The organism is Polyangium jinanense (assembly GCF_028435365.1).
Window position 1 is genome coordinate 58346 of record NZ_JAGTJJ010000002.1, and the last position, 24626, is coordinate 82971.

The 24626-nt window shown below is 68.4% G+C and carries 20 protein-coding genes; 9 read left to right on the forward strand and 11 right to left on the reverse strand.

What is annotated here, in order from left to right; all coding sequences use genetic code 11:
• Positions 1-78: 78 nt before the first annotated feature.
• Positions 79-717 carry a hypothetical protein gene (locus KEG57_RS05250; protein ID WP_272416930.1) on the reverse strand — a complete coding sequence of 213 codons (639 nt, stop codon included), beginning with the start codon at positions 715-717 and terminating at the stop codon, positions 79-81.
• 887 nt (positions 718-1604) lie between these two features.
• Positions 1605-2975 carry a PQQ-dependent sugar dehydrogenase gene (locus KEG57_RS05255; protein WP_272416931.1) on the reverse strand — a complete coding sequence of 457 codons (1371 nt, stop codon included), beginning with the start codon at positions 2973-2975 and terminating at the stop codon, positions 1605-1607.
• On the opposite strand from KEG57_RS05255, the gene KEG57_RS05260 reads away from it, so the two are divergent.
• The gene (locus KEG57_RS05260) at positions 2974-3921 is read left to right on the forward strand and encodes a Bax inhibitor-1/YccA family protein (protein ID WP_272416932.1); all 948 of its coding nucleotides are present in this window, start codon (positions 2974-2976) and stop codon (positions 3919-3921) included. The genes KEG57_RS05255 and KEG57_RS05260 overlap by 2 nt on opposite strands.
• A gap of 64 nt (positions 3922-3985) precedes the next feature.
• Entirely contained in the window at positions 3986-4573 is a 588-nt protein-coding gene (locus tag KEG57_RS05265; RefSeq protein WP_272458223.1) for a hypothetical protein, read from the forward strand.
• 13 nt (positions 4574-4586) lie between these two features.
• On the opposite strand, the gene KEG57_RS05270 is transcribed toward KEG57_RS05265, so the two are convergent.
• Both KEG57_RS05270 and KEG57_RS05275 read right to left on the reverse strand, forming a co-directional pair.
• Positions 4587-6614: an HD family phosphohydrolase gene (locus KEG57_RS05270; protein WP_272458224.1), complete on the reverse strand. Its 2028-nt coding sequence runs from the start codon at positions 6612-6614 to the stop codon at positions 4587-4589.
• A complete protein-coding gene (locus KEG57_RS05275) occupies positions 6611-7720 on the reverse strand; it encodes a PhoH family protein (RefSeq protein WP_272458225.1) in 1110 nt (369 codons plus the stop codon). The genes KEG57_RS05270 and KEG57_RS05275 overlap by 4 nt, the downstream gene beginning before the upstream one ends.
• Before the next feature lie 113 nt (positions 7721-7833).
• On the opposite strand from KEG57_RS05275, the gene KEG57_RS05280 reads away from it, so the two are divergent.
• Together KEG57_RS05280 and KEG57_RS05285 are read left to right on the forward strand one after the other, a co-directional pair.
• Positions 7834-9711: a porin gene (locus tag KEG57_RS05280; protein WP_272458226.1), complete on the forward strand. Its 1878-nt coding sequence runs from the start codon at positions 7834-7836 to the stop codon at positions 9709-9711.
• 64 nt (positions 9712-9775) lie between these two features.
• Positions 9776-11056 (forward strand): penicillin-binding transpeptidase domain-containing protein, encoded by a 1281-nt coding sequence (locus KEG57_RS05285; RefSeq protein WP_272416937.1) that lies wholly within the window; start codon positions 9776-9778, stop codon positions 11054-11056.
• Positions 11057-11098: 42 nt separating this feature from the next.
• On the opposite strand, the gene KEG57_RS05290 is transcribed toward KEG57_RS05285, so the two are convergent.
• On the reverse strand, positions 11099-11680 hold the full coding sequence (locus tag KEG57_RS05290; protein WP_308215611.1) for a thymidine kinase: 582 nt from the start codon (positions 11678-11680) through the stop codon (positions 11099-11101).
• Positions 11681-11966: 286 nt separating this feature from the next.
• Between KEG57_RS05290 and KEG57_RS05295 the strand changes: the two genes are divergently transcribed.
• Together KEG57_RS05295 and KEG57_RS05300 are read left to right on the forward strand one after the other, a co-directional pair.
• Positions 11967-12221 carry a hypothetical protein gene (locus tag KEG57_RS05295; RefSeq protein ID WP_136933470.1) on the forward strand — a complete coding sequence of 85 codons (255 nt, stop codon included), beginning with the start codon at positions 11967-11969 and terminating at the stop codon, positions 12219-12221.
• A 149-nt stretch (positions 12222-12370) separates the two neighbouring features.
• Positions 12371-12538 (forward strand): hypothetical protein, encoded by a 168-nt coding sequence (locus KEG57_RS05300; protein ID WP_272416938.1) that lies wholly within the window; start codon positions 12371-12373, stop codon positions 12536-12538.
• Positions 12539-12591: 53 nt separating this feature from the next.
• Here the strand turns inward: KEG57_RS05300 and KEG57_RS05305 are convergent, their stop codons facing one another.
• From KEG57_RS05305 to KEG57_RS05320, 4 genes are read right to left on the reverse strand one after another with little or no spacing between them, the layout of a single operon-like run.
• Complete coding sequence (locus KEG57_RS05305) at positions 12592-13050, reverse strand: hypothetical protein (RefSeq protein WP_272416939.1); 459 nt, start codon at positions 13048-13050, stop codon at positions 12592-12594.
• Between the two features lie 53 nt (positions 13051-13103).
• A complete protein-coding gene (locus KEG57_RS05310) occupies positions 13104-16118 on the reverse strand; it encodes a BamA/TamA family outer membrane protein (protein WP_272416940.1) in 3015 nt (1004 codons plus the stop codon).
• Positions 16115-17422: a hypothetical protein gene (locus KEG57_RS05315; RefSeq protein ID WP_272416941.1), complete on the reverse strand. Its 1308-nt coding sequence runs from the start codon at positions 17420-17422 to the stop codon at positions 16115-16117. Before KEG57_RS05315 ends, KEG57_RS05310 begins: the two co-directional genes overlap by 4 nt.
• Before the next feature lie 41 nt (positions 17423-17463).
• A complete protein-coding gene (locus KEG57_RS05320; protein ID WP_272416942.1) occupies positions 17464-18357 on the reverse strand; it encodes a methionyl-tRNA formyltransferase in 894 nt (297 codons plus the stop codon).
• Between the two features lie 62 nt (positions 18358-18419).
• Here KEG57_RS05320 and ftsE point away from each other — a divergent pair, with 62 nt between their 5' ends.
• Genes ftsE through KEG57_RS05335 form a run of 3 tightly spaced genes read left to right on the forward strand, consistent with a single transcriptional unit; the run spans position 18420 to position 21084 of the window.
• Positions 18420-19208 (forward strand): cell division ATP-binding protein FtsE, encoded by a 789-nt coding sequence (ftsE, locus tag KEG57_RS05325; RefSeq protein ID WP_272416943.1) that lies wholly within the window; start codon positions 18420-18422, stop codon positions 19206-19208.
• Between the two features lie 15 nt (positions 19209-19223).
• On the forward strand, positions 19224-20114 hold the full coding sequence (locus KEG57_RS05330) for a cell division protein FtsX (RefSeq protein ID WP_272416944.1): 891 nt from the start codon (positions 19224-19226) through the stop codon (positions 20112-20114).
• A gap of 1 nt (position 20115) precedes the next feature.
• Complete coding sequence (locus KEG57_RS05335) at positions 20116-21084, forward strand: murein hydrolase activator EnvC family protein (RefSeq protein WP_272416945.1); 969 nt, start codon at positions 20116-20118, stop codon at positions 21082-21084.
• Between the two features lie 4 nt (positions 21085-21088).
• Here KEG57_RS05335 and KEG57_RS05340 read toward each other — a convergent pair whose 3' ends face one another.
• Together KEG57_RS05340 and KEG57_RS05345 are read right to left on the reverse strand one after the other, a co-directional pair.
• Positions 21089-23137 carry an ATP-binding protein gene (locus tag KEG57_RS05340; protein ID WP_272416946.1) on the reverse strand — a complete coding sequence of 683 codons (2049 nt, stop codon included), beginning with the start codon at positions 23135-23137 and terminating at the stop codon, positions 21089-21091.
• On the reverse strand, positions 23134-24567 hold the full coding sequence (locus KEG57_RS05345; protein WP_272416947.1) for a sensor histidine kinase: 1434 nt from the start codon (positions 24565-24567) through the stop codon (positions 23134-23136). The genes KEG57_RS05340 and KEG57_RS05345 overlap by 4 nt, the downstream gene beginning before the upstream one ends.
• Positions 24568-24626 lie beyond the last annotated feature (59 nt).

The window sequence follows — 24626 nt, forward strand, 5'->3', positions numbered from 1 at the left end:
GGCTGTTGATAAACGGCTGCGCGCCCTGGACCTATGGTCTTCGTCGAGCGCGCGCTACGTTCCCCAACAGCCCGCGACTCACTTCGCCGCAGGCTGCGCCGCGGGGGCCGCCGCGCGCTTGCGCGTGACCTTCGCCGCGGGGGCCGCCTTCTTCGCGGGGGCGCCGGCCGTCGAGGGGCCGCTCGCCGTCTTGCGCGCGTTCAGGCTCGCCTGCTCCGCCGTCTTGAGGTCGGCCGCATAGCGGGCGAAACGACGATCACCACCCTGGAAGATGCGCTTCGCGAGCTTGAGCTCCTTGAGCGCAGCCGCCGCGCGCGTCTGCGGAATGCCGGCCTGGCGGGCCACGTCGCTCGCGCTCACGCCGTTCGACGCCTTCACGATGCGCTCCACCGAATTGAGGACCTCTTGCCGCTCCGCGGAAAGGGCCGCCGTCTTCTTCGGACGGCCGGGCTTGCGCTTCGCAGGTGCAGCAGGCGCCGCCGCGCGACCACGCTTTGCGGGCGCCGGGGCTTCCACCACCGGAGCAGCCGCGAGCGCCTGCGGCACGCGCGCCGGACGACCGCGACCCCGGGTCGCAGCCGCAGCCACGAGCGGAGCCGCCGCCGGAGCGGAGGCCACGGCCGAGCCGAGTTTATCCTTGACCAGTGCGAGAATCGCCGAGTCGGGCATCTTCCGCACAAGTTCCACAATCTGCTGCTCGAAAGCGTCGGTTGCCATGTCTTCTCCCTCGCCGAATCCCGCTCGGCGGATGGTTACGACTATGCCTTTGGAGGCGGGCGGGTCAAGCGAATAAAGTGGCAGGACGGTCCTTTCGTTCATTTTTTGGTTCGGCTCGCGCGCGCCTCCCAGGTTTTGCCTCCACCGCCGCCCGGTAGCGCCGGACGTTTACCGGACCGACCGACCGCTCGAAATCCCTCACGAGGCCGCGAGAAGCTTGCATTGTCCAGCCAGCGCTCTCGTTTGGCGCGCGCGGGCTGCCAGTCGATCCAGGCTTTGCGACCCGGGCTTTGCCGTGCACGCTGCCATGTCCTTCCGGATTGGGGGCGGGTCTCTCCCTAAAGACCGACCCGACGTCGCTTCATTGCTGCTCCTTCTCTGCGCAGGCCACGCCCGGCGGTGACACCGGGATAGCCACTGGGACGAGCTCGAGTCGCTTGCCGGTTCGATGAGGCATGCCGCGCGACGCGTCCGCGACGATTTGTGTCCGGCTCGCGCGCGCGCCCGCCGAGGCCCGCGCGGCGATAGCGTCGCCGAAGGGCCCCATCACACCGCGTTGTGCGCCGCAAAGCCTCGGGGACGATGCGCCACGAAACCGACGAGGAGCAGGCGCCCGGGACTTCGGCGCTCCGGCGCGGCTCGTTCTCGCACTCATATAATAAGGAGAGGAGGCGCGCCGCGGCAGCCTTCCGGCCGTGCAGCGACGGCCCTCACGAAGCAAGCCCGGCGCGCGGGCGCGCGTTGTCCTCTTTTCGAGGAGCCCGCCTCCGCCGAAGTCGCGGATGATGCGGCGATCGAGATGAAGAGGAGATGAAGACGAGATGTAGAGAGATGAAGAGGCGCGCGTTTCGACGCGGGAGCGCCCTCCGAGGGAGGGCGCGTCGATGTCACTCCGGGTCGATGCGGTACAGCTTGCCGGGTGTCCCGCCCTGGCTGTTGTCCACGATGACGTAGAGCTCGCCCGCGGTGTCCTCGCCGAACGAAGTGATGCCCGCGCTCAGCGATGTGCTTTCGAGATCGGCCGTGATCTCCCCCTCGGCGATGACGTTGCCCTTCGACCACGCGAGCGTGTAGAAGCGCTTCGAGCAATAGTCGGCGTAGAGGTACGTCCCGACGAGCCCCGGGATCTTCGACCCGCGGTAGACGTATCCGCCCGTCACCGAGCAGTCGTTGAAGCCGCTTGCATGCACATACTCCGTGACCGGCAAGGTGAGGCCCGCCATGTCGCAGCCGCTTGCCGGGTCGTAGCAGAGCGTTCCTTCCATGGTGTTCCAGCCATAGTTTTTGTTGCCTTCCCCGGGCGGCTCGACGTTGATTTCTTCGACCACGTTCTGGCCGACGTCGGCGATGTAGAGATCGCCGGTGCATCGATCGAAGCTGAAGCGCCAGGGGTTGCGCAGGCCCCAGTCCCAGATGTCCTTGTCGCCGTTCTGGAGGTTTCCCGGCGGAGGCGTCGGGTACTTATCGACGTCGATGCGGAGGACCTTGCCGAGCTTGGCGTTGATGTCCTGCCCGTTCTGGTCCGGATCGCCGCCGCCGCCGCCGTCGCCCGTGCCCACGTAGAGGTAACCGTCGGGCCCGAACGCGAGCATGCCGCCGTTGTGGTTGCTGTAGCCCGGATGCGGGATGGTGAGAATGACCTTGCCCGAACCCTGGACCGCCGTGTCGGGCGAGGCGCCGCGAGCGTACTCGGCGATGGCGATCGCGCCGTTCGGGTTCGCCTTCTGCGTGTAGTAGACGAAGAATCGGCCATTTTCGGCGTAGTTCGGGTGGAACGCGAGGCCGAGCAAGCCGCGCTCATTGGCCGCCCCCTCGACGATCGCGCTGATGTCGAGGAAGGGCTCCGGCACGAGATTGCCGCCGTTCACGATGCGGATGCGGCCCGGCTTCTCCAGCAAGAAGAGGCGGTTCGTATCGCCCGGCGCGCCCGTCACGTAGGTGGGCCGGTCGAGGCCCGTCACGAGCTCGGTCAGCACGAGCTTGGGCAAGGCTTCGGCCGTGCCGGGCGCGCATACCTGCATGCCGCCGCCACTGCCACCCGCGCCGCCCGCGCCGCCCGCGCCACCTGCGCCGCCTGCGCCGCCTGCGCCGCCCATTCCGCCGGTGCCGCCCACGCCCCCGTCACCACCGGTGCCGCCGGTGCCGCCGCTACCGCCCTTTCCATCGTCGCCGCAGCCGACGGTCGACAGCGCGCTGGTGGCCGTGCCGACGAAGAAGAGAAATGCCAACCTGGTCCCGTTCGACTTCAAGAAATCCATGTCCGCAACGTACGCGGATCCACCCACGACGTCGATCCCCTCGCTGGAAATGGCCGGCGGACGGCCCGTGCGTGATCGGCCTCGCGGAGCGACCATCGGGGCGAAACATTGCGACGTCGTGGTGGATGACTACCTTTCGCCTCGACTGGTCCTTCACCCGCACATCATCCAGGGAGTGAACAGCATGAACTCGTGGGACTACAGGGGGCAAACGTGGGGCGCGCAGAGCCTCACCCGCGGCGAGAACCGCGTGGCTTTCCTGAAACGCGTCTACGGCCTCTTCACGGCGAGCATCGCGTTTTCCGCCGTCGGCGCGCTTGTGGCCCTCCGCGGCGGTCTTTCCGCGTCGCAAGCGTTCGTCAGCGTCGGCGGTTCACGCGTGGCCGTTCCGCCGCTCGTGGCGTTCTTCGGACAGCACTACATCATCGGCATGCTCGTGATGCTCGGCGCCGTGTTCGGCGCTTCGATGGTGCGTCACGTGAAGGGCCTCAACGTCGTCGCGCTTTTTGGTATGGCGACCGTGATCGGCGTGGTGATCGCGCCGTCGTTGTTCTACGCGACGCTCGCCGCGGGGATCGGCAAGACGCTCTCGTCGTCGCCCATTCGCGACGCGTTCTTGCTCTCCGTCGGTGGTTTCGGCGGGCTCACAGCGTACGCGCTCACCACGAAGAAAGATTTTTCGTTCCTCGGCGGCGCGCTCACGATGGGCCTCTTCGTGGTCATCGGCGCTGGCCTGCTGAACATCTTTCTGGGCAGCGCGGTTTTCGGCCTTGCCATCGCGAGCGTGTCCGTCCTGCTCTTCGGCGCATACGTCCTCTACGATACGTCGCGCCTGCTCCAGGCTGGAGAAGACGACGCGGTGGGCGCCGCGATCCAGCTCTATATGAACTTCCTGAACATCTTCCTCGCGCTCTTGCGCATCCTCTCGTCGCGCCGCGAAGATTGACGCGCGGCAGGAGACGCGCGAAGCACCTCGGCGCCCGCGCCCCTTCGCGGGCGCCGAATCCCCGATGCGACACTGCGTTTCCACGGCCCTCTCCTTGATCGCCTGCCTTTCCCTCGTCGCTTGTGAAAAGAGCGGCAGCGAGGGAGGCGCGCCGCCCGCTCCCTCCATCGCCCCCGCGACAACCGTTCCGTCCGGAAAAACCGCCGAGGTCGCGCCGAGCGCCGCGCCGAGCCCGAGCGCTTCCGCGGCTCTGCCCGCCGAGCCGCCGGGGCTCGTGGGGACGTGGGAAGGCAAGTACGACGCAAAGAAGGGCGAGGTCGAGATGCCGCCCAAAGTGAAGGACAAAGTCCGCACGAAGGACGACGGCAAGGTGGCGGTGGGTCCGGGGACGCTCACGCTCACCATCGGCCCGGACGGCGAGCTGAAAGGAAAAACCTCGGGCGCGCTCGGCGCCGCGGCGCTCAGCGGCAAAGTCGAGGGTGACGAGGTGCGCGCGACGTTTTTTCCGGAAGATGCGCTTTCCAAAGAAGCGATGTTCGGCATCGTCCAGGGCAAGCGCAAAGACGACAAGATCGTCGGCCGCATCCGTGTGGCGAGCGGGGATGCGTCGATCGTGCGCGAGGCCGAAATCGAGCTGAAGAAGAAGGACTAACCGCGCAATTGCGTCATCGCGAAGACGCCACGAGGGCCGAGTGCGGCGCGCCGGGCTGTTCGAGCACGGTCCACACTCTCGCTTCGATGAAGACGCGCACGAGATCGGCGTCGACGTGCTGGTCTTTGACTTCGAGGCCGAGGATGTCGAGCGCGCGGTCGACGGGGACGGCTTTTTTGTAGGGCCTGTCGCTCGCGGTGAGCGCGTCGAAGATGTCGCTGACGCTCATCATCTTGGATTGCAGCGGGATTTCCTCGGCGCGCAGCCGATGCGGATAACCCGTGCCGTTCAAGCGTTCGTGATGCGAGCCCGCGATGACGGCGACGCGTCGGAACTGTTTGCCCCAGGGGATCTGCGAAAGGAACTGGTAGGTGTGGACCACGTGGTTGCGGATTTCTTCGATCTCCGCGGGCGTGAGCGATCCACGCGCCACCGACAAACACGCGACTTCTTCGGAGCGAAGGAGCGGCACGACGTCACCCGAGAAGTCGGTGAACGTCTCGCGCGCGATGGCCTCGATGCGCGCGAAATCGCCGCCTTTGAGGACCGAGGGCTCGTTCGCCGCGACGATCGCGGCATACGCGGCTTCGAGCTCGGCCTTGCGCGACGATAACTCCTGATCGAGCGCGACGAGCTCGTCGGCGCGCGCGCCGCGTTGCACGAGCCGGAGCTTGCGTTCGAGGATCTCCACCTCGTACGAGCGCGATGCGATCTCGATACGATGACGGATGATGGCGAGCTCGTGCGGATAGAGCTTCTTCGCCTTCACGAGGACCTGCTCGCGCACGCCGATCTTGCCGAAATCGTGGAGCAGCGACGCGTACTCGAGCTCGCGCAGATCGTCCTTCGTCCATGTGACGCCGCGATAGGGGCCGGCCGTGTCGCGCTCGAGCGCGCGCGCGAGGCCCACCGTGAGGAGCGCGACCCGGCGCGAGTGACCACTCGTCGTGGGATCGCGCTGCTCGATGGCCTCGACGCTGGCGCGGACGAACCCTTCGAGCATGTGATGGATCTCGGTATAAAGAACCGCGTTCTCCAGCGCGATGCCGGCTTGTGATCCGAGCGTACCGACGAGCTCTTCGCTGCGCGCATCGAACGGGACGACCTGGTCTTCGACATCCTCGTCCGAGAGCAGCTTTCGGTCGGCCGCGCGTTTCTTGTTGATGAGCTGGATGACGCCGATGACCTCGCCTTTGCGCGAGAGCAGTGGCATGCACAACATCGACTTCGTGCGATAGCCGATCTTCGCGTCGAACGATCGATCGAAGCCGTACGGCGATACCGCGGGCAGGTCGTAGACGTCGGCGATGTTGAGCGGTCGTTTGTGGAGCGCGACGTAACCCGACATCGATCGGGGGCTCACGGGCAGGGTGAACTCGCGCGCGTCGAAGGGCACGGAGTCGTTTTGCGAGAGCTTGAAGCGCAGGGTGCGGCGGAGCGGATCGGGGTCGTCGCCTTCGACGACGTAGATGCTGCCGGCGTCCGCGCCCGTGATGAAGCGGCTCTTCTCCAGGATGAGCGAGAGCAGCTTGTCGAGCTCGCGCTCGGTGGTGATGGCCTTGGCAATCTCGATGAGCTCGCCGAGCTCGTAACGATAGCGGTTCAGCCATTTGCCGCGCGCCTCGGCGCGGGCCTTCGACTCGAGCAGCTCGCAAACGTTGTGGATGGCGACGTAGAGCTCGTCGGAGCTCGGATCGGGGCTCACGAGCGCGCCGAGGCCGCGGTTCAAGGCGCCCGTGACGTCGCCGATGGCAGGGCTGCCGATGAGGACGAGCATGGCCTCGCCCGAAGCGAGCTTGTGCGCGAAGGGGCGGAGCACTTCGCGGCCGCGGTCCCAGAGCGAGCCCGGCGCGAGCACCGCGAAGAGCCGGTCGCTCCGCACCGTGACGAGCATAGGATGCGGTCGAACGACGGTGCGATCGGAGAGACGCGCATCCGACGTGAGGCGCGCCTCGATGATGTTCATCGTCGTGAGCGCGTCTCTGCCGTATCGCGCCGAGCTTCGGGCGACGTCACTTGCCCCGTCGATGAAAAAGCTCACGAGGCGGTCCCTTTTTCGCGCGGCTCGTCCGCGGGCTCCAGGTTCGTCGGGGTCGATTGCGCCGCGGCGGGTCCGTCGCGGCGATCTCGATCTCGATCACGGTCACGCTCTTTTTCCGCGCGCCTCGCAGCCACTTCCTGATCACGCTTCTCGTACGCGACGATGATGCGTTGTACGAGCGGATGGCGGACGACATCGACCTCGGTGAAGTGACAAATCGCGATGCCCTCGATCCCCGCGAGCAGCTCGCGCGCTTCTGCGAGGCCGCTTCGCGCGCCGTGCGGCAGATCGACCTGCGTGACGTCGCCCGTGACGACTGCGCGCGACGAGTAGCCGAGGCGGGTCAGGAACATGCGCATCTGATCACTCGTCGCGTTCTGCGCTTCGTCGAGGATGACGAAGGAATCGTTCAGCGTGCGGCCACGCATGAACGCGAGCGGCGCGACCTCGATCTGTCCGCGCGAGACGAGCCCCGAGGCTTTGTCGGCATCCATCATGTCGTGCAAAGCATCATAGAGCGGACGGAGGTACGGATTCACTTTCTCGGCGAGGTCGCCCGGCAGAAAGCCGAGCCGCTCGCCCGCTTCGACCGCCGGGCGCGTGAGGATGATGCGTTTCACGCGACGCTCGAGGAGCGCGTGCACGGCCATGGCCATGGCGAGGTACGTCTTGCCCGTGCCCGCCGGCCCGATGCCGAACGTCATGTCGTGCGTACGGATTGCCTGGATGTATCGCTTTTGCGCGATCGTCTTGGCGGTGACGGGCCTGCGCCGCGCGGTCACGAGCACGACGTCTTCGAAGAGCTCGCGCAGCGTGAGCGCGGGGTCCTCGCGGAGGGCTTGCACGGCGCGCACGTAATCCTGCGCGTCGAGCACGGCGCCGCTGCGCAGGAGCTGGGCTGCCTCGGCGAGGAATCGCTCGGCGAGCGCGACCGCGTCGGCGTCGCCGGCGAGGCGAATGATGTTGCCCCGCAGGCTCGCGTCGATGCCGAGTGTCCTCGCCACGGACTTCAGGTGTTCACTCGCCGGACCGGCGAGCGAGACGAGCGTCGTGTTGTCGAGCACCTCGACGTCTGCCGTGATCCGAATGGGCGTGCTGCTGGTCATGGTTCGTTCTGTCGCTTGCTCGTGTCGCCCTGGCCGCGCGTGGCTTGACCCTCTGCGCGTCGCATGCGAGCGTCGTGCCCGCCCGTCGGGCGCGAAGCCGGAAACATTCGCGAATGCTGCATACGAAAAGCGGGGACACGAAGCGCCTCGAAGGAGGCCTCCGCGGGAGCATAGCCAAGGCGGTGCTCTCCGGCGCGCTCGCGTGTGTTTTTTCTGTCCCGGCGGCGCTCGCGCAAGTGCCGCCTGCGCCTGGTCCCAAACCTGCGGCCACGGGGGAAGGAAAAACCCAGGCGAGACCGCCTGCGCCGAAGCCCATGGGGACCGTACCGCGGCCCTTCGAGCTGCGGAACGTGGTGATTCCGCCGCCCACGCCTGCCGGCCCGCCGCCGCCGCCGCCCGCCGGCAAAACGCCGCCGGTGGTCACGCCGCCGCCCGCGCCCGTGCAGCCGTTTCCGATCGAGGTCGACGTGCCTTCGCGCACGGAGCCGCGGATGGCGCTGGCCGGTTTTCAAGGCGGAATTTTTCTACGTGATCCCTCGGACGACATCCGTATGTATGTCCGGGGCCGTCTGCACCTCGATTTCCATTCCTTCCTCGGCGGCGGCGCGAGCGCGCTTCCAGCAAAGGACGGCGGCACGTTGCTCGCGCCCCGTTTTTTCGCTCGCCGCGCGCGTATCGAGCTCGCGGCCGATCTCTTCCGTCGATGGTTTGCCCTGGCCTCCGTGGATTTCGGCGGCCAGCCCATAACGAACCCGATGGGCGAGGCGCAGCCGGCGACGTTGCCGCCCGGACAAGCGCCACTCCAAGCGTGGACACGCTTCGCGCCGCCGCAGTCCGTAGGAGCGACGGCACAGCTCGCGAACGCGTACATCGACTACACGCTCCTGCGTCAGTTTCACGTGATGCTCGGGCAACACCAGGCGCCGTTTTCCCTGGAGAACCGCACGGGCAACGATCAGCACCCGTGGATGGAGCGCGTGCTGCCGATTCGATCGTTCGTCCAGCCGAACGGCAAGGAAATCGGCATGACGATCTGGGGCGATCTCAACGAAGCGCAAACCCTGAGCTACGAGCTCGGCGTCTTCGTCGGCGACGGACCGAATCGACCGCAGGTCGACCGTTACCCCGATTTCATCGGCCGCTTCGTTGTGCGCCCGTTCTCGCGGGGCACGCCGGCGACGAAGGAGGAGTTCGCGGAGAGGTCGAGCAGCCTGGCCGGACAACTCCTGCAACGCTTGCAGATCGGCGTGAGCATGCAGCGCGGCGCGCGTGATCCGGCGTTCGTCGCGTACGACTATCCCGCGATCACGACAGCGCAGGGGTTCGCATTGTGGGATCCGCGGTACCGCGATACACGTGGCAGGCTCGTGCGCGTCTTGCCGTCTGGCGCGCAAAACCGCATCGGCGGCGAGCTGCGCGCGCCGATCGGTCCGTTCGAGCTCCGCGCCGAAGCGTACTGGGTCGACAACGGGACCCGCGAGGCGATCGATGGTCTCGCGTTCGAACACACCGAGCGGCTCGGGAATGTCGAGGGCGTGGGCTGGTACGTGCATGCCTCGGCGTGGCCCGTCGGGGATGCGTACGTGAACGGCGAACCGGGTTTTTCCCGGCCACCCAGGCTCGATCTGTCGGCACCGGAGACCCAAAAGCGAAACGACGACCGGCGCGGGCTCGAGGTGATGGCGATCGCGGCGGGCGTGCAAGCGGCATACGACGGCGCCGCACGTGGAGGCGACTACGATACGGCGACGCCGGGCGCGCCGGGGCGGACGTCGAAGATCTCGGTCTTCCAGGTCGGGCTCGGCGCGACGTACTGGCACACGCGGTTCGTCCGGGTAACGGTGAACTGGCTCGCCTACCACACGCCGGGGAGCGGGACGGGGGAGAACCTCGCGCTCGTGCCGGGAAATTTACTCGAGGATGCGAAGAATCCCGCGCGATCCGCGACGTGGATGCACGAGCTCGGCGCGCGCGCGGCCGTGAACTTCTGAGCCGGCGACGTCACACAACATTTTTGGCCCAGCCACACGCCGCGCGTTAAGGCCCGAGGAGCCAATGCGTCAGTGGATCGCCATCGGTGCCGCCGTGGGGCTCGTGGCCGTCACGCTCCCCATGTTGCGCAAGCACGACGTGGAGCTCGCCGGTCTCCTCGCGAAAAGCAAAATCGAAACGAACGGAGGGCCCGTCGTCACGCGGGAGGTGACGCCACCCCCACTGACCGACATCGACCTGACCCGGATCGACGATCGCGGAAACGTCGCGATCGCGCCGGCCCACGGCAATCGCAAGGCCGAGCTTTCGGTGGTGCCGAAGTACCAGCGTGCGGCCGTGGCGCTTTTGCGCGGCGGGCACGTGCCCGAGGGCGCCGTCGTGATGACCGACATCAAGACGGGTCGGGTGCTCGCGTGGGCGAGCTACGTGGATCAAGGCGCGATGCACGACGTCGCGGCGGAGGCGACGGCGCCTTCGGCGAGCGTGTTCAAGATCGTGACGGCGACGGCGCTCGTGGAGCACGCCGGGCTCGGGCCCAACACGAAGCAGTGTTACTCGGGCGGCGAGCACGCGATCACCGCGAAAGACATGGTCGAGAACAAGAAGCGCGACAAGTGGTGCGCCACGCTCGCGCAGGCGATGGGCCGCAGCTTGAACACGGTGTTCGCGCGGCTCGCGGCCAAACACCTCGATCGCGGCGAGCTCGAAGGGACGGCGCAGAAGCTCGGCTGGGGGCAGGACATCCCGTTCGACGTGAAGCTCGCGCAAAGCACGATCACGCTGCCCGAGGACGACCTCGGCTTCGCCCGCACGGCCGCAGGCTTCTGGAACACGACGCTCTCGCCGTTCCAGGGCGTGAACCTGGCGACGACGATCGCGAACGGCGGCGAGATGGTGCGCCTGTCGATCGTGACGAGCGTGAAGGACGAGGAAGGCGAGATCTACAAGGGTCCGACCGCCCGCATGCCGCTGAAGCGCGTGATGAGCGAGCAGACGGCTCGAGCAATCACGTCGATGATGGAAGAGACGGTGGACTCGGGGACGAGTTACAAGTCGTTCCACGATCGCGCGGGTCGGTCCTATCTGCCGGACATCCGCATCGCGGGGAAGACGGGCACGCTGACGAAGCCGACGCCCGAGGGCCCGTTCTACACGTGGTGGGTGGGCTTCGCGCCCAGCGACAAACCCGAGGTCGCGCTGTCGGTGCTCGTGGCGAACGGCGCGAAGTGGCGCGTGAAAGCGACGCACGTGGCCTCCGACATGCTGCGCGTGTACTTCGCGGACAAGAACGCGCCGGGCGTGCGGAGCCCGTTCGATTCGGGGTCGGTGGCGCGGCGGGATTAGCCTCACCCCCAGCCCCTCTCCCTCGCGGGAGAGGGGAGAAGATCAGAATTCGGTGCGGGGGACGTCGCGCGGCTCGAAGCAGCCGCGGCAGCGCGCCTCGTAGCTCTCGGCGCCGCCGACGAGCACCGTCGTGGCCTTGGGGATGAGGCGCTGCGAGCGGCTCGCAGGGCCGCCGCAGACGGCGCAGACGGCGTGCACCTTCGTGACCTCCTCGGCGATGGCCATGAGTTCGGGCATCGGCGGGAAGGGGCGGCCGAGGTAGTCCTGGTCGAGGCCGGCCGCGATGACGCGCAGGCCGCGATTGGCGAGTTTGTCGCAGACCTCGATGATGCCTCGATCGAAGAACTGTGCCTCGTCGATAGCGACGACGTCGGTCTCGTCGAGCACGCGCTCCTCGATGCTCGCGCTCGTGCCGACGGCCACGGCCTCGACGCTCACGGCCTCGTGGCTGACGATGCGATGCGCGTCGTATCGATCGTCGATGCGAGGCTTGAACGCCTGGACACGCTGGCGAGCGAGGATCGCGCGCTTGATGCGCCGGATGAGCTCCTCGGTTTTTCCACTGAACATCGAGCCCGTGATGACCTCGACGGACCCTGTCGGACGAGCAGGTACCCCGCGCACGGGCGGAGACAGACCCCGGACGGCGGAAAGAGGCAAGGGGAAACGGCAGGCATCGAGTCGCGCCGCCCCCGGCCCGTTACGCAGGCGAGATCAGAAGGGCTCGGATCCCGGGGAATTTCGGAGGTTTGTAGGAGCCCGGTCGCTCGATGAAAACCCTCCGAACGAGGCGCATGCGTTGCGTCGATTCCGGATCTTTCATCGCGCGCGCTGGACGGACGCGTGGAAATCAGGCCCCGCCCTTGTGCAGCTTGTGCCCGTCTCGCGAGTGCATGCTAGGATGACTGCTGTGCAAGTTGTGCTCCGCAAGCTCGGCCGTGGCTCCCGCGCCGTCGTCGGTCGACTGGTACGTGCTCCGCGGAAAGGCTCCGTCGTCGTGATCGAGTTTTCCGACGGGATGCACGAATACGTGACGACGCCGGTCAAGCGGGTCCTCCGGCTCGCGGGGCGGGAAGTGTTCTACATCGAGACCGTGAACTCCCGGTATCGCCTCGAGGTCCGCGGCCGTGAGGTCGCCCTCGACGGAGCGGTCGGCGGGAGCTGACGAGCCCACCTCGATCCCTTCCCCAAATCCTTGCGGGCGGGCCCAGTCTTGGGCAGATTTGCCGCCCGTTTTTCGAACCGAACGACGAGGCTCACGCAGCACATGCTGTGAGAGGGCCCGACGAAGCATCCCCCGAGGAGTCACACGCGATGGGTTACCGTGATCGCCGCAACTCGATCAAGATGAGGCGCCGCAAGGCACAGGTGAAGAAGAAGGCGCGCGCCAAGGCACCGAAGGTCGAGCAGACCACGCAGGAGACCGCAGCGCCGAAGAAGTCGAAGAAGTCCGCGGCTGCGGCGCCGGCGGCTGCTAGCTGAACGACTCCCTCACCCCCATCCCCTCTCCCTTTCGGGAGAGGGGTGGATGAGCTTTACAAACCGTCCCTAGCGCTGCCGGTTTCGCCCTTGGGCGTGGCCGTGTCCGCGGGACGATCGAGGAGCGCCGTGTCGCCCGCGGCGCACTCCTCCGTGTCGACATGCCAGCCGCTCGCGTTGCGCCAGCGTTGGACGAGCTCGGTCGTGCGGAGCTCGGCCTCGTCGATGCGTTGCCACTCGACACGCACGCGCACCTCGGCTTCGTCGCGGTTTTTCATGCGCACGTCCGCAAGCTCGAGATCGACGACGCGCACGCGGTCGCCCCAGGAGGCGTGACGCTTCGCCCACGCGTCACGCGCCGAGAGCGCGACGTGTTCGCGCGCGATGTCCATGCGGCCGAAGCGCAGCGCCGTGTTGTGGTCGTACGCGGCGTCCATGAGCTTGTCCGTCGGCGTCTGCGGCATGACGCAGCCCGCAAAAGCGAGCGCGAGGAGGAGGGCGAGAGATCGGCGCACGTGCCGAAGAGACGCCTTGCACGAAGATCGGGGCAAGTTCTTGGCCTTTCTCGTCAGAACGCGCTCGAGGCGAGGAAGTACGCCTGGCCGCCGGGGATCGCCTTCGCGCTGAAGCCGTAGGCATAACCCACGCGAAGCTGCGTGTTGAGGTAGTAGCCGAGCGAGAGGCCAAGCCAGAGCTCGGCGCCGATCGACGTGTGGAGCTTGGGCGCGTCGATGAGCGCGCCGTTCGAGAGGAACGAGACGTCGTCCCGCGTGAGCTTGTCGAACGCGCCGCCGTAGTCGACGAAGAGGTTGCCGTCGAGGCGGCGGACGAAGAAGGGGAGCGTGGACAAACCCCAGTCGGGCTTGATGATCGGGAAGCGGTACTCGGCGTTCGTGAGGAGGTACGCGCGGCCCGCCGCGCTGCCGGGCGCGTAGCCGCGCAGGACGAAGGAGCCGTCGTAGATGCCCGTCGTGACCGTGTCGACGATGCTGACGTTGTCGAGGTCGTAGCCGCCGACGAAGAAGAAGCCGTCGCGCGGGTAGGTGCCCGCGGCGATGCCGCCCGCGACGCGCAAGGCGAGCGTGTGCAGGCCGCGCCAGGGCATGGGGATGTAGCCGGCCATGGAGGTCTCGGCCGTCTGGAGGGTGAAGTCGCTGCCGGTCGGCGGGCCCGCGTATTCGACGGCGAAGCGCATCGAGTAGCCGCGGATCGCGCCGGCCGCGTCGAGCGAGCCTTCGACGTTGGAGAAGGAGTAGGACGCGCGGACGGTGCCGATCGTGCCGCTGATGGGCAGGCGCGTGCGCGTGGCGTAAGGATCGGGCTGGGTTTGTCCGGGGAGCTCGGCGCGGAAGCCGGTGACCGAGTAGGCGAGGCTCAAGCTCTGATCGGTGAACTCGCCCGGCATGCGGTAGACGATGCTCGACGAGAGGCCGATGCCGCGCTCGTCGTAGGGGACGTCGCGGCCGTTGATGCGGTAGCCCTGGTAGCGCGGGGAGACGGCGTAGAAGAAGCGGAGATTGAGATCGACGGGGAGACGGCGGTAGGCGTAGTCGAGGTTCACGCGCGGCGCGGGCGCGGCGAAGTCGGCGATGAGCTCCGCCTGGAACTCGTGAAAGCCCGCGACGTCGGCGCCGAACGTGTTCAGCGTGAGCGCGTTCTGGCTGTAGTTGCCGGGGCCGAAGGAGACGCCGTAGTTGCGCGGCGCGAGCGTGGAGAGCGCCCGGTACGGGGTCTTCTGCATGAGGACGCGCTCGGGCTCGGGTGGAGGATCGGGGCGATCCGTGGGCGCCTGTGGCGCGTCGAGGAAACGCGCCGGGTCGAGCGGCATCGCGTAGAGGTCGTAGCCCTTCGAGGTGTAGCCGACGTAGACGAGTGTCTTGTCGTCGGGGCTTACCGCGGGCTGGAGCGCGCCTGTGCGGACGTTCGTGACTTGCTTGAGCGCGCGGCTTCCGACGTCGTAGGCGTAGATGTTCGGGATGCCGCTGCGATCCGAGGAGAAGTAGAGGGTCTTTCCGTCGCTCGACCAGGTGGGGTTCGCGTCGAGGGCGCGGTCGCGCGTGATGTTCTGGAACGAGCCGGTGGCGACGTCGACGATGCGGACGTCGCGGTAGCCGCCCGTGGTCCACGCGCTGTAGGCGATGGAGCGGCCGTCGGGCGAGAAGCGCGGCGTGTAGGCCTGCTCGAAGCGCGCGCTCGGGACGAGGTCGCGCCGGTTCTGGATGTGGCCCTCGGGGTCGAGGTCGGCGATCTCGAGGAACGTCGTGCCCTTCGTGTTGACGGTGAACGTGATGCGACGGCCGTCAGGACTGATGTCGGGCGCGCCGGCGCGTAGGCCGGTGGTGAGGCGATGGCGCGCGGCTTCGTCGCCACGTGGCGCCGTCTTGCCGTTCTCGACGCGGTAGAGGTCGTCGCGGCGGTAGACGATCTTGAAGGGGCCGTTGCTCTGGTGGAAGTGATCGCCGGCCGGCGAGAACGCCGAGGCCGAGGCGCCGCGGGTGCGGGCGACGAGCTTCGTGTCCTCCTCGAACGCGTCATGGCGGGCGTTGAAGCGCCCGCGGTAGATGCCCTCGCGGGCGTTGTAGTCGTCGCGGTAGTAGACGAGCTCGTCGGCGTCCGTGGCGCGAGCGTTTCGCGGGACGAACCTCGGGTAGAGGACGTTGCGGCCGTGGCGGGTGAGGCGCACGCCTTCGCGCAGGCCCCGCGCTTCGACGGCGCGTACCTGCGCGGCGTACTTGAGGCGGAGGTGATCCTTGAAGCCCTCGAAGAGCTCCTCGTACGTCCGGCCGGTGGCGCGGCGGATCGAGCGGTTGATGCCCCAGGGGATGACGTTCTGGCCGTAGTCCGCGGCGACGGCCGTCATCGTGTGGCCGCCGTAGACGTCGGTGACCCAGCCGAGGAAACGCGAGCCGTAGAGGTACCAGATGTTCCCCTGCGGCCAGCGCATCGAGGTCGACGACATCTGATCGAGCCGCGCGATGTTGTCGTCGAGCACGTCGGCGCGCAGGAACATGTCGAAGAGCGCGGAGCGCAGGCGGCCCGCGCTCGACTCGCGCGATTCGTACACCGTGGCGAGGCCCTCGATGATCCATCGCGGCTGCACCTGGTTCGGTGCGTACGACTTGCCGAGGATCGCGTTGGCGATCGCGGGCAGCCCCGAGATGTTGTCGAGGTGCAGGATGTGCGTGTGCTCGTGCGTGATGAGGTCGAGCAGCCAGTCGTCGTAGTCGCCGAGCGGCGAGAGGTCCTCGGGCGCGGTCGCGTAGAGGCGGACCGTGTTGAAGGGCAGCGCCGTGGCCGAGCCGTTCGCCGAGTCGACGTCGTCCGTCAGCACGATCTCGGTGATGCTGCGCGGGCGGTTTCCTAGCGCGACGGTGAGGCGCGCGTGGATGGCTTCCGAGACGCGCGCCACGCGCTCGGCGAGCGGCGTGAGCGTGGTCGGGTAGTGGACGCGGAAGTGCGCCGTCTCGATCGTTTGCCAATCGAGATCCGGGTCTCCGACGGCCTCGGCGGTGCGGGGCACGGCGAGGGCCAGCAAGAGCGCGGCGCCTACGAGGGCCGCGCGGCGTTTCGAAAAAGGCTTCACAGGTCGTCGTAGAACATCGGCTCGCGGTTCCGCGCGTAGCGGTAGACGAGCTGCCTGCCCTCGTTGCCGATCTGGGTGAGTCGCGCGCCGAAGCCGGGCTCGGAGGAGCCGCTCGCTTCGCGCGTCCATTGCACGACGCCCTTCGCGTAGAACTCGTAGTCGCCGGGGAGAAGAACGCGGAGCTGCACCTCGGCGCCGAGCTTCGGGATGCGGTAGGTCGAGACGAAGATGCCGCCGTGCTCGATGACGTCGTTGCCGGAGAGGCCCTTGTAGAAGTTCGAGGAGCTGTGCGTGCCGAGCTCGACGTCGACGGCGCGTGTGCCGGGCGGAGGCGCGTGCTCTTTGCTTCGCGCGGGCGCGGGCGCAGGCGTGGCCTTCGCGGGCGCGGGCGTGGGCTGCGGATCCCTGCGCGGCTCGGCCTTGGCAGGCGCGGGCGTGGGCGCGGGCTCCTTGGCCTTCGCGGGCGCGGGGGCCGGCGTGGGCGCGGGCGCGGGCTGCGGCGCAGGCGCGACGGGCTGCGGCGCGGGCGTGGCCTTCACCTCGACGACGGGCTGCGGCGCGAAGATCGGCGCGGGCGCAGGCTCGGGGGCGATCTGGAGGACCGGCGCGGGCTTGATGATCTCGACGGGCTCGGGCGCGGGAGCGGGTGCAGGCTTCGCTTGCGCCAACGGTTCGGGCGCGGGAACGGGTGCAAGTCTCGCCTCCGACACAACCGGTTGAAGCGCGGGAAGGGGTGCAGGCTTCGCTTGCGCCAACGGTTCGGGCGCGGGAACGGGTGCAGCCTTCGCTTGAGCGAACGGTTCGGGTGCGGGAAGGGGTGCAGCCTTCGCTTGAGCGAACGGTTCGGGCGCGGGAAGGGGTGCAGCCTTCGCTTGAGCGAACGGTTCGGGTGCGGGAACGGGTGCAGCCTTCGCTTCAGCGACCGGCTCGGGCGCGGGAGCGGGCGCGGGCTTCGGTTCCGCGACGGGTTGAGGCGCGGGCGCGCCCGTGCCCTTGTACTTCGCGAGCGCGTTCACCTTCGCGAGCGACGCGGCGACCGCTTCGAGCACCGTATCGACCGCGGGGTGATCGACGTCGAGCGCCTGCACGTCCGCGAGGACCTTGCGCACGTTCTTGAGGGCGACGTCGCGGCCGTCGAGTACAGCTCCGTTACTGCGCTCGATCTTGTGCAGGATGCCCATCGTCTTCGCGATGGGCTCGGCGGCTTCGAGGAGCTCGTCCGGCGCGTCGTCGGCACTCTGCAGGGCACCGAGCGCTTCGGCGAGGGATGCGCGCGCGGTCTTTGCGAGCTGAGCGGGTTCCACGGTCCTCCTCCAAGAAAGCGCGCCTGTCGCGGAGCGCGGCGTCAGCCTAGCAAAGGCTCCGGCGCAAGAAAGAGGCGGGCGAGGGCTTCCGCCGGGGCAGGCGCGCCGTCGATCTCACCGCGGACCAGGATCACCGCGCCGTCCCCCGTGCGAATCACGGCATGGCCCCCCTCGGCGTACCCCTCTCCAGGCTCCAGCGCTTCGGGAAAACGCGGCGCTTTGCGGGCCTCGAGCACGGTGACGAGCGTGCCCGCGATCTCGGTGAAGGCCCCGGGCGCAGGCGCGAGGGCGCGGATGTGCCGAAGGACGCGATCGGTGGGCCAGGTCCAGCGGATCGCGTGCTCGTCCTCGCCGAGGGCCGGCGCGTACGTGACGAGGTCTTCGTCTTGCGGGATCTCGGCGATCGTCTCGCCGCGGGAGAAGCGCATGCAGGTGCGGCGCAGGGCGCGGAGCGAGGGGCGATCGAGGGCGCGCGCGAGATCCCAGCCGGTCCAGCGCGGATCGATCGCGAGCTCTTCCTGTTCGAGGATCGCGCCCGTGTCGTACTCCTCGGCGATGCGATGCACGGACACGCCGGTCATCGCGTCGCCGCTCAAGATCGCCCACGTCGTCGGATCCGGGCCACGATGGCGCGGCAGGAGCGAGGGGTGCACGCCGATGCCGCCGAGCCGCGCGGCCTCGACGACGCGCATCGGCAGGCGCGTGGTCCAGAACCAGCTCACGACGAGATCGGGCGCGAGGCGCCTCACCCGATCAAGGAGCGCGGGATCGGTCACCTTGGGTCGGACGAGGACGCGCTCGCCGAACACGCGCCGCGCGCGACGCACGCCGAGCGCGTCCTTGCGGCAGACGGCGCAGAGCTCGATCGAGTGCCCGTCCTTCGCGAGCAGGAGCGCGGCGAGCGGCAGGCCAAAAAACGCGATGCGGAGCGGCATGGCCTCTCTCCCTTACCCCAAAAATTTTCCCGCTCCGTAGGGCCCTGGTAGCAATCGCGGCCATGGCGTCATCCCTGCGCCCTTCGTTTCACCCGGCCCTCAGACCCGGGCATCGGTTCGACCCGGCTGCAGCGAGGCGACCGATCCTGGTGTTCGAGGACGTGCACAAGGCCTACCGGGCCGACCAGCCCGTGCTGCGGGGGATGTCGCTCACGATCGAGCGGGGAGAGTTCGTCTTCATCACGGGGCCCTCGGGCTCGGGCAAGAGCACGCTCCTGCGCCTCGTGCATCGCACCGACCGCGTCGACGAGGGGCGGATCCTGTTCCTCGGCCGCGACGTGGGGCGCCTGCGCGAGGAGTCGATCCCGGCCTTGCGCCGGAACATCGGGTACGTGTTCCAGGACTTCAAGCTCGTGCCGAGCTGGACCGTGTTCGACAACGTCGCCGTGGCCCTCGAAGTCGTGGGCCTGCCGCCGCGGCTCGTGCGCAGCCGCGTGGGCGAGACGCTCGAACGCGTGGGGCTCGCGGGGCGCGGCGACGAGGAGGCCAAGCGGCTCTCGGGCGGCGAGCAGCAGAGGGTCGCGATCGCGCGGGCGATCGTGGGCGAGCCGGCGCTCATCCTCGCGGACGAGCCGACGGGCAACCTCGATCCGCAGCTCGCGATCGATATCCTCGGCCTGTTCGAGGACATCCACGAGACCGGGACCACGGTGCTCTTCGCGACGCACGATCGGACGCTGCTCGACGTGCGTCCGCGGCGCGTCGTGGTGCTCGACGCCGGCAAGGCGACGGACGCGCCGAACGGGCTCGACGTCGCCGGCGCGGACGCCCCGATGAATCTCGTGGCGTAGGGGGAGGAGTTTCGGATGGCGAGCGAACGGTACGGCGTGCGAGTGCCCATGAAGGCCTGGAGACCCGGGCGAGGGGACATGCGCGTGCACGTGCAGTCGATCTTCTCCCTCGCCGTCGCGTTCGTGTGCCTTGCGGCGTCGCTGCTCGTGGTGACGAACCTCTCGGCGGTGCGTGATCGCTGGTCGCGGGCCGGGCGCGCGACGGTGTACCTGCGCGACGGCGTGGCCGATCCCGAGGTGAACGAGCTCGTCCGCGCGCTCGAACGTACACCCGGCGTGAAGCGCGTGCGGCACGTGACGAGCGTGGAGGCGCGGCGCGAGATCGTGGTCGACGAGTCCGACGCGGCGCTCGCGTCGCTGCCGCCGGCCGCGTTTCCGGCCTCGCTCGAGCTCGGCTTCACGGACGACATCGGCGAGACCGATCTCCAGTCGATCGCGCTCAAGCTGCGGGCGCTGCCGGCGGTGGAGACGGTCGAGACGTATCAGCGCTGGACCGAGCGCCTCTCGTCGCTGCTCGGCGGCGGTGTGTCGGCGAGCGCGGCGCTCGCGGTGGTCGTGATGTGCGCGGTCTTCAGCGTGATCAGCTCGACCATGCGGCTCTTGCTGAGCCGAAGGCGCACCGAGGTCGAGGTCTTGAAGCTCGTCGGCGCGACGAACGAGTTCGTGCGGCGTCCCTTCGTGATCGAGGGCGCGATGCAAGGCGCGGCGGGCGCGGCGGCGGCGATCGCGCTGCTCGGCGGGTTGTTTTTCCTGGTGCGCGGGCGCTTCGATCACGAGCTCGCGAATCTGCTCGGGCTCTCGCCCTCGTTCTTGCCCTGGACCGTCTCGCTCGGGCTCGTGCTCCTCGGCGGCGCGCTCGGGGCGACGACGGCGCTCGTGAGCCTGCGCCGGATGGCTGCGATCTGACATGAGGCGCCGCACGTCGATCCTGCCGGTGTTGCTCCTCGCGCTCGTCTCGGGCGCGGCGCGAGGCGGCACGCCCGTGGAGTCGCTGCCCGTGCAGGCGCCGAGCGCGCTCTCGTCCGTCGCGGATTTCGAGCGACTCTTGAAGCGGATCGACGACGAGCAACGCGCCGTCGAGGTCGAGCTCGCGGGGATCGATCCGCACATCGAGACCTTGCGCAAGCGCATGCTGGCGCGCGGTCGGGCCTACTATCGCCACGTGCACGCGGGTCTCTTGCCCGTGGGGGAAGGGTTCGACGCGCTCGTCGATCACGCGGCGCGGGTCGAGCGGGTTCGTCGCGCCCTCGAGCGCGACATCGCCGATGAGAAGGCGCTACTCGAACGTCGCACCGAGCTCGAAGGTCGCATCCTGCGGCTCCGCGCCGAGCGCGCGCCGCTCGAGCTGCAGCGCGAGGCCATGATGCGGGCCAAGCGCGCGCTCGAAGCCGAAGACGAGCGCAGGGCGGCGTTCGCACGCGCCTTCGAATCGTCGTCACGCCCGGATTACGTGGCGATTTACGGCGCCGACAGCGGGCCTCGCGACGCGGACGCGCGCCTCGGGTTCGAGGCGCAGAAGGGTCGCCTGCTCTTCCCGGTCGCAGGGCGCGCCGAGGTGCGGCGCTCGTCGAAGCACGGCGTGAGCGGCGTCGAGCTCTTCACGCAGCCTGGCGCGGCCGTTCGCAGCGTCGCCGCGGGTCGCGTGGTGTTCGCGGATCGGTACGACAGTTACGCGCTCACGGTGATCGTCGATCACGGCGATCGTTACTACAGCGTGTACGCGAGCCTCGGCGGCACCGAGCTCCGCGCGGGTGATCCCGTGGCCGCGGGCGCGCGCGTCGGCACGGCGCCGACGGCAGGGCAGGGCGACACCGTGTACTTCGAGATCCGCCACGGCGCGACGCCGCTCGATCCCGGCCCCTGGCTCGGGCTCTAGCGCATCACGCGACCTCGGACGCGAGCGCGACGCCCCAGCGCGGCAGCGTCACCGTGAACGTCGAGCCCTCGCCCGGCTGGCTCTTCGCCGCGATCTTCCCGCCGTGCGCCTCCACGATCTGCTTCGCGATGAAGAGGCCGAGCCCGAGCCCTCCGTAGTGCTTGAGCGACACCGCGCGCTCGAACCGCTCGAAGATCCGCGCGCACGCCTCGGGCGCGATCCCCATCCCGTGATCCGTGACGGAGATCCGCGCCGCGTCACCGTCGTCCGTGATCACGACCTCGATGGGCCGGCCGCCCCCGTACTTCACCGCGTTCTCCAGCAGGTTCGAGAGAACCTGATCGATCCGCAACGGATCCCAGCGGCCGACGAGCGACGAACACGAACGCAGCTCGATCTTGGTGCCCGTCTCGTTCGACTCCGAAGCGAAGCGCTCGGTCACGTCGCGGGCGAGCGCGCAGAGGTCCACGGTTTCAGGCTCGATCGCGAGCTGACCGGCCGTGATGCGTGTGACGTCGAGCAGGCTCTCCACGAGCCGCGTGAGCCGGAAGATCTGCCGCGAGCAGCGCTCGACGCGTCCGGTGAGTTGATCGTTCAGGAGCCCCGCGCGCTTCAGTGTGCGTTCGAGCCCTTCGAGCTGGAGCTGCAGCGGCGTGAGCGGGGTTCGAAGCTCGTGCGAGGCGATCATGAAGAACTCGTCGCGCGCGCGGATCGCCTCCTGCGCCTCGCGGTAGAGGCGGGCGTTGTCGAGCGCGATGCCGAACCTGCGCCCGAGCTCCTGGGCCACGGCGAGGTCCGCCGGCGTGTACCGGCCTCGCGCCGCGCGACGCACGAGCTCGACCACGCCGAGCCTGCGTCCGCGCAGCTCGATCGGGACGCAGATGTACGAGATCGGCCCGAGCGAGCGCAAAAGCTCGGGGCTCGTCCCGAGCACGCGCGCCATGCAGGGGAGGTTCTCGATCACCTCGTGGAGGACCTTGCCGCCGCAGCGGAACGTGTAATCGGCGCCCTCGCGCCGCCCGATCGCGCGCGAGAGCTCCTTCGTGAGCTCTTCGTTCCCGATCTGGTTCGCGGCGGCGCAGACGACGAGGGCTCCCTGCTCGTTCGCGAGGTCCACCAAGCAGAGATCGCCGAGCAGCGGGATCGCGCGCTCGGTCGCCTTCTGCAGCGTGCCTTCGGTTTCGAGCGAGCTCGTGAGCAGGAGCGTTGTCTCGTCGAGGAACGCCTGGATCTCCTCGGCGCGCTTCTGCTCGGTGAGGTCTCGCATCACGGTGGCGAAGCCCCGCAGCTCGCCGTTCTCGTCGTGCACGGGCGAGAGCCGGAGCTCCGCGCGGAACTGCGAGCCGTCCTTGCGCACGAGAACGCCCTCGCCGAGGAAGTGGCCGTTGCGCTTGGCCCCGGCGAGCGCCTCCTCCGGGCTGCCCTGCTCGACGTCGCCCTCCGTGTAGAACGTCGACACGTGCGTGCCGAGGATCGCGCTCTGCTCGTGGCCCATGATCCGCGTCGCGCCGGCGTTCCAGCTCGCGACGCGCCCGTCGGGGTCGAGCATGAAGATCGCGTAGTCCTTCACGGACTCGACGAGCAGCCGGAAGCGCTTCTCGGCCTCCTCGGAGGCGCGCCGCCGCGCTTCCTCTTCGGCCAGCATCACCATCCGCGCGTGGAGCAGCCGATCCGTCTCGTGCTTGTAGAGCGCGATCTCGATCGCGCCGCGCAGCTCGCGCTCGTTGAACGGTTTGACCAGGTACCCGAAGGGACTCGTCGTCTTCGCGCGGACGATCGTCTCCTCGTCGGCGTACGCCGTGAGGTACACGATCGGGATGTCGAGCTCCGCGCGGATCCGTTCCGCGGCCTCTACCCCGTCCATCGACCCTTCGAGGCGGATGTCCATCAGGACGAGATCGGGTCTCCGCGCGAGCACTGTTTCGATCGCGCGCTCGCCGGACGCAGCCGTGCCCGAGACTTCGTATCCCAGGGATCGCAGCGTGTTTTCGAGGTCCGCGGCGACGATCCGCTGATCCTCGACGATGAAGATCTTCCGCTTCGCGTCGCTCATGATTGCGTCGGGCTCAGGGGGAAACGCACCACGAACTTCGTGCCGGAGTCTCGCTGGAGCTCGATCGTCCCGTGGATCTGCTCCGCCAGGATGCACACGAGCTTGAGGCCCAGCGTGCCGGCGTCGCGGAAGTCGACGTCGGGCGGAAAGCCGATTCCGTCGTCCTCGACCTCGAGGACCACCTCGTCCCCGCGCCGTTTGAGCCCGACCCGCACCGTTCCATTTCGACCGTCCGGGAACGCGTGCTTGATCGCGTTCGAAACGAGCTCGTTCACCACGAGCCCGCACGTGATCGCCGCGTCGACGCCGAGCGGTACGCCCTCGGCGTCGAGGGCGAGCGCGACGTGATCGGGGCTCACGCCGTACGTGTAGAGCAATCCCGCCGCGAGGCTCCGCAGGTACTCGGCGATCTCGACACGCGCGAGGTCCTTCGACTGGTAGAGCTTCTCGTGAAAAAGCGCGATCGATCGGACGCGCGTCTGGCTCTCCTTGAAGAGCTGCAGCGCGTGCGGGTCCGTGATCTGCCCCATCTGCAGGTTCAGCATGCTGGAGACGATCTGGAGGTTGTTCTTGACCCGATGGTGGATCTCCTTGAGCAAGACCTCCTTCTCCTGAAGCGAGGCGCGGAGCTTCTTCTCGACCATCTTGCGCTCGGTGATGTCGCGGATCGCGGCCGCGACGAGCAGGCCCTCTTCCGTTTCGATGGGGCTCAAACTAATTTCGACGGGGAACTCGGTGCCGTCCTTGCGACGGCCGTAGAGCTCGAGGCCGGAGCCCATGGGGCGTACGCGCGGGTCGGAGAAGAAGCTCGCGCGGTGCTGGATGTGCCGGTCGTGGATGCGATCGGGGACGAGGGCCTCGATGGGCTGGCCGAGGAGTTCGGCGCGCGGGAAGCCGAAGACACGCTCGGTTTGCGAGTTGCAGAGGAAGATCTTGCCCGCGGCGTTGACGATGACGATCGCGTCGGGCGCGGCTTCGAGGAAGCTCCGGAACTTCGCCTGCACGCGGTTGCGCTCGGTGACGTCGCGGATCGCCGCGGTGACGAGGATTCCGTCGCGCGTGCGGATCGGCGAGAGGCTGATCTCGACGGGGAACTCGGTGCCATCCTTGCGGCGCCCGTGCAGCTCGACGCCCGCGCCCATCGGTCTCGGGCGCGGCTCTTCGGCGTACTGCGTGCGGTGCTTGACGTGCTCGGACCGCAGGCGCTCGGGCACGAGGATGTCGATCGACTGACCGACGAGCTCGCCGCGCTCGTAGCCGAACATGCGTACGAGCTGGGTGTTGACGAGCATGATCGAGCCTGCGGCATCCACCATCACCATGGCGTCGGGCGCGGCCTCCAGGAGCTCGCGAAAGCCCTCCTGCGTGGCCGTCCTCGCCTCGTCTTCAGCCAATGCGCTGCCGTTCGCGCTCGGATGCACGAGTTGCACGGTTCCTGGTCTCCCCACCATGAACAGAAGGCCGTCGGGCTCGACCAGGGCACATCCGG

Bases quoted from the DNA above. Each gene is read 5' to 3' on its own strand.
- KEG57_RS05280 (WP_272458226.1), top strand. From the start codon at position 7,834: ATGCTGCATACGAAAAGCGGGGACACGAAGCGCCTCGAAGGAGGCCTC.
- KEG57_RS05335 (WP_272416945.1), top strand. From the start codon at position 20,116: ATGAGGCGCCGCACGTCGATCCTGCCGGTGTTGCTCCTCGCGCTCGTC.
- ftsE (WP_272416943.1), top strand. From the start codon at position 18,420: ATGGCGTCATCCCTGCGCCCTTCGTTTCACCCGGCCCTCAGACCCGGG.
- KEG57_RS05265 (WP_272458223.1), top strand. From the start codon at position 3,986: ATGCGACACTGCGTTTCCACGGCCCTCTCCTTGATCGCCTGCCTTTCC.
- KEG57_RS05320 (WP_272416942.1), bottom strand. From the start codon at position 18,357: ATGCCGCTCCGCATCGCGTTTTTTGGCCTGCCGCTCGCCGCGCTCCTG.
- KEG57_RS05300 (WP_272416938.1), top strand. From the start codon at position 12,371: ATGGGTTACCGTGATCGCCGCAACTCGATCAAGATGAGGCGCCGCAAG.
- KEG57_RS05255 (WP_272416931.1), bottom strand. From the start codon at position 2,975: ATGGATTTCTTGAAGTCGAACGGGACCAGGTTGGCATTTCTCTTCTTC.
- KEG57_RS05275 (WP_272458225.1), bottom strand. From the start codon at position 7,720: ATGACCAGCAGCACGCCCATTCGGATCACGGCAGACGTCGAGGTGCTC.
- KEG57_RS05260 (WP_272416932.1), top strand. From the start codon at position 2,974: ATGTCCGCAACGTACGCGGATCCACCCACGACGTCGATCCCCTCGCTG.
- KEG57_RS05285 (WP_272416937.1), top strand. From the start codon at position 9,776: ATGCGTCAGTGGATCGCCATCGGTGCCGCCGTGGGGCTCGTGGCCGTC.
- KEG57_RS05330 (WP_272416944.1), top strand. From the start codon at position 19,224: ATGGCGAGCGAACGGTACGGCGTGCGAGTGCCCATGAAGGCCTGGAGA.
- KEG57_RS05250 (WP_272416930.1), bottom strand. From the start codon at position 717: ATGGCAACCGACGCTTTCGAGCAGCAGATTGTGGAACTTGTGCGGAAG.
- KEG57_RS05340 (WP_272416946.1), bottom strand. From the start codon at position 23,137: ATGAGCGACGCGAAGCGGAAGATCTTCATCGTCGAGGATCAGCGGATC.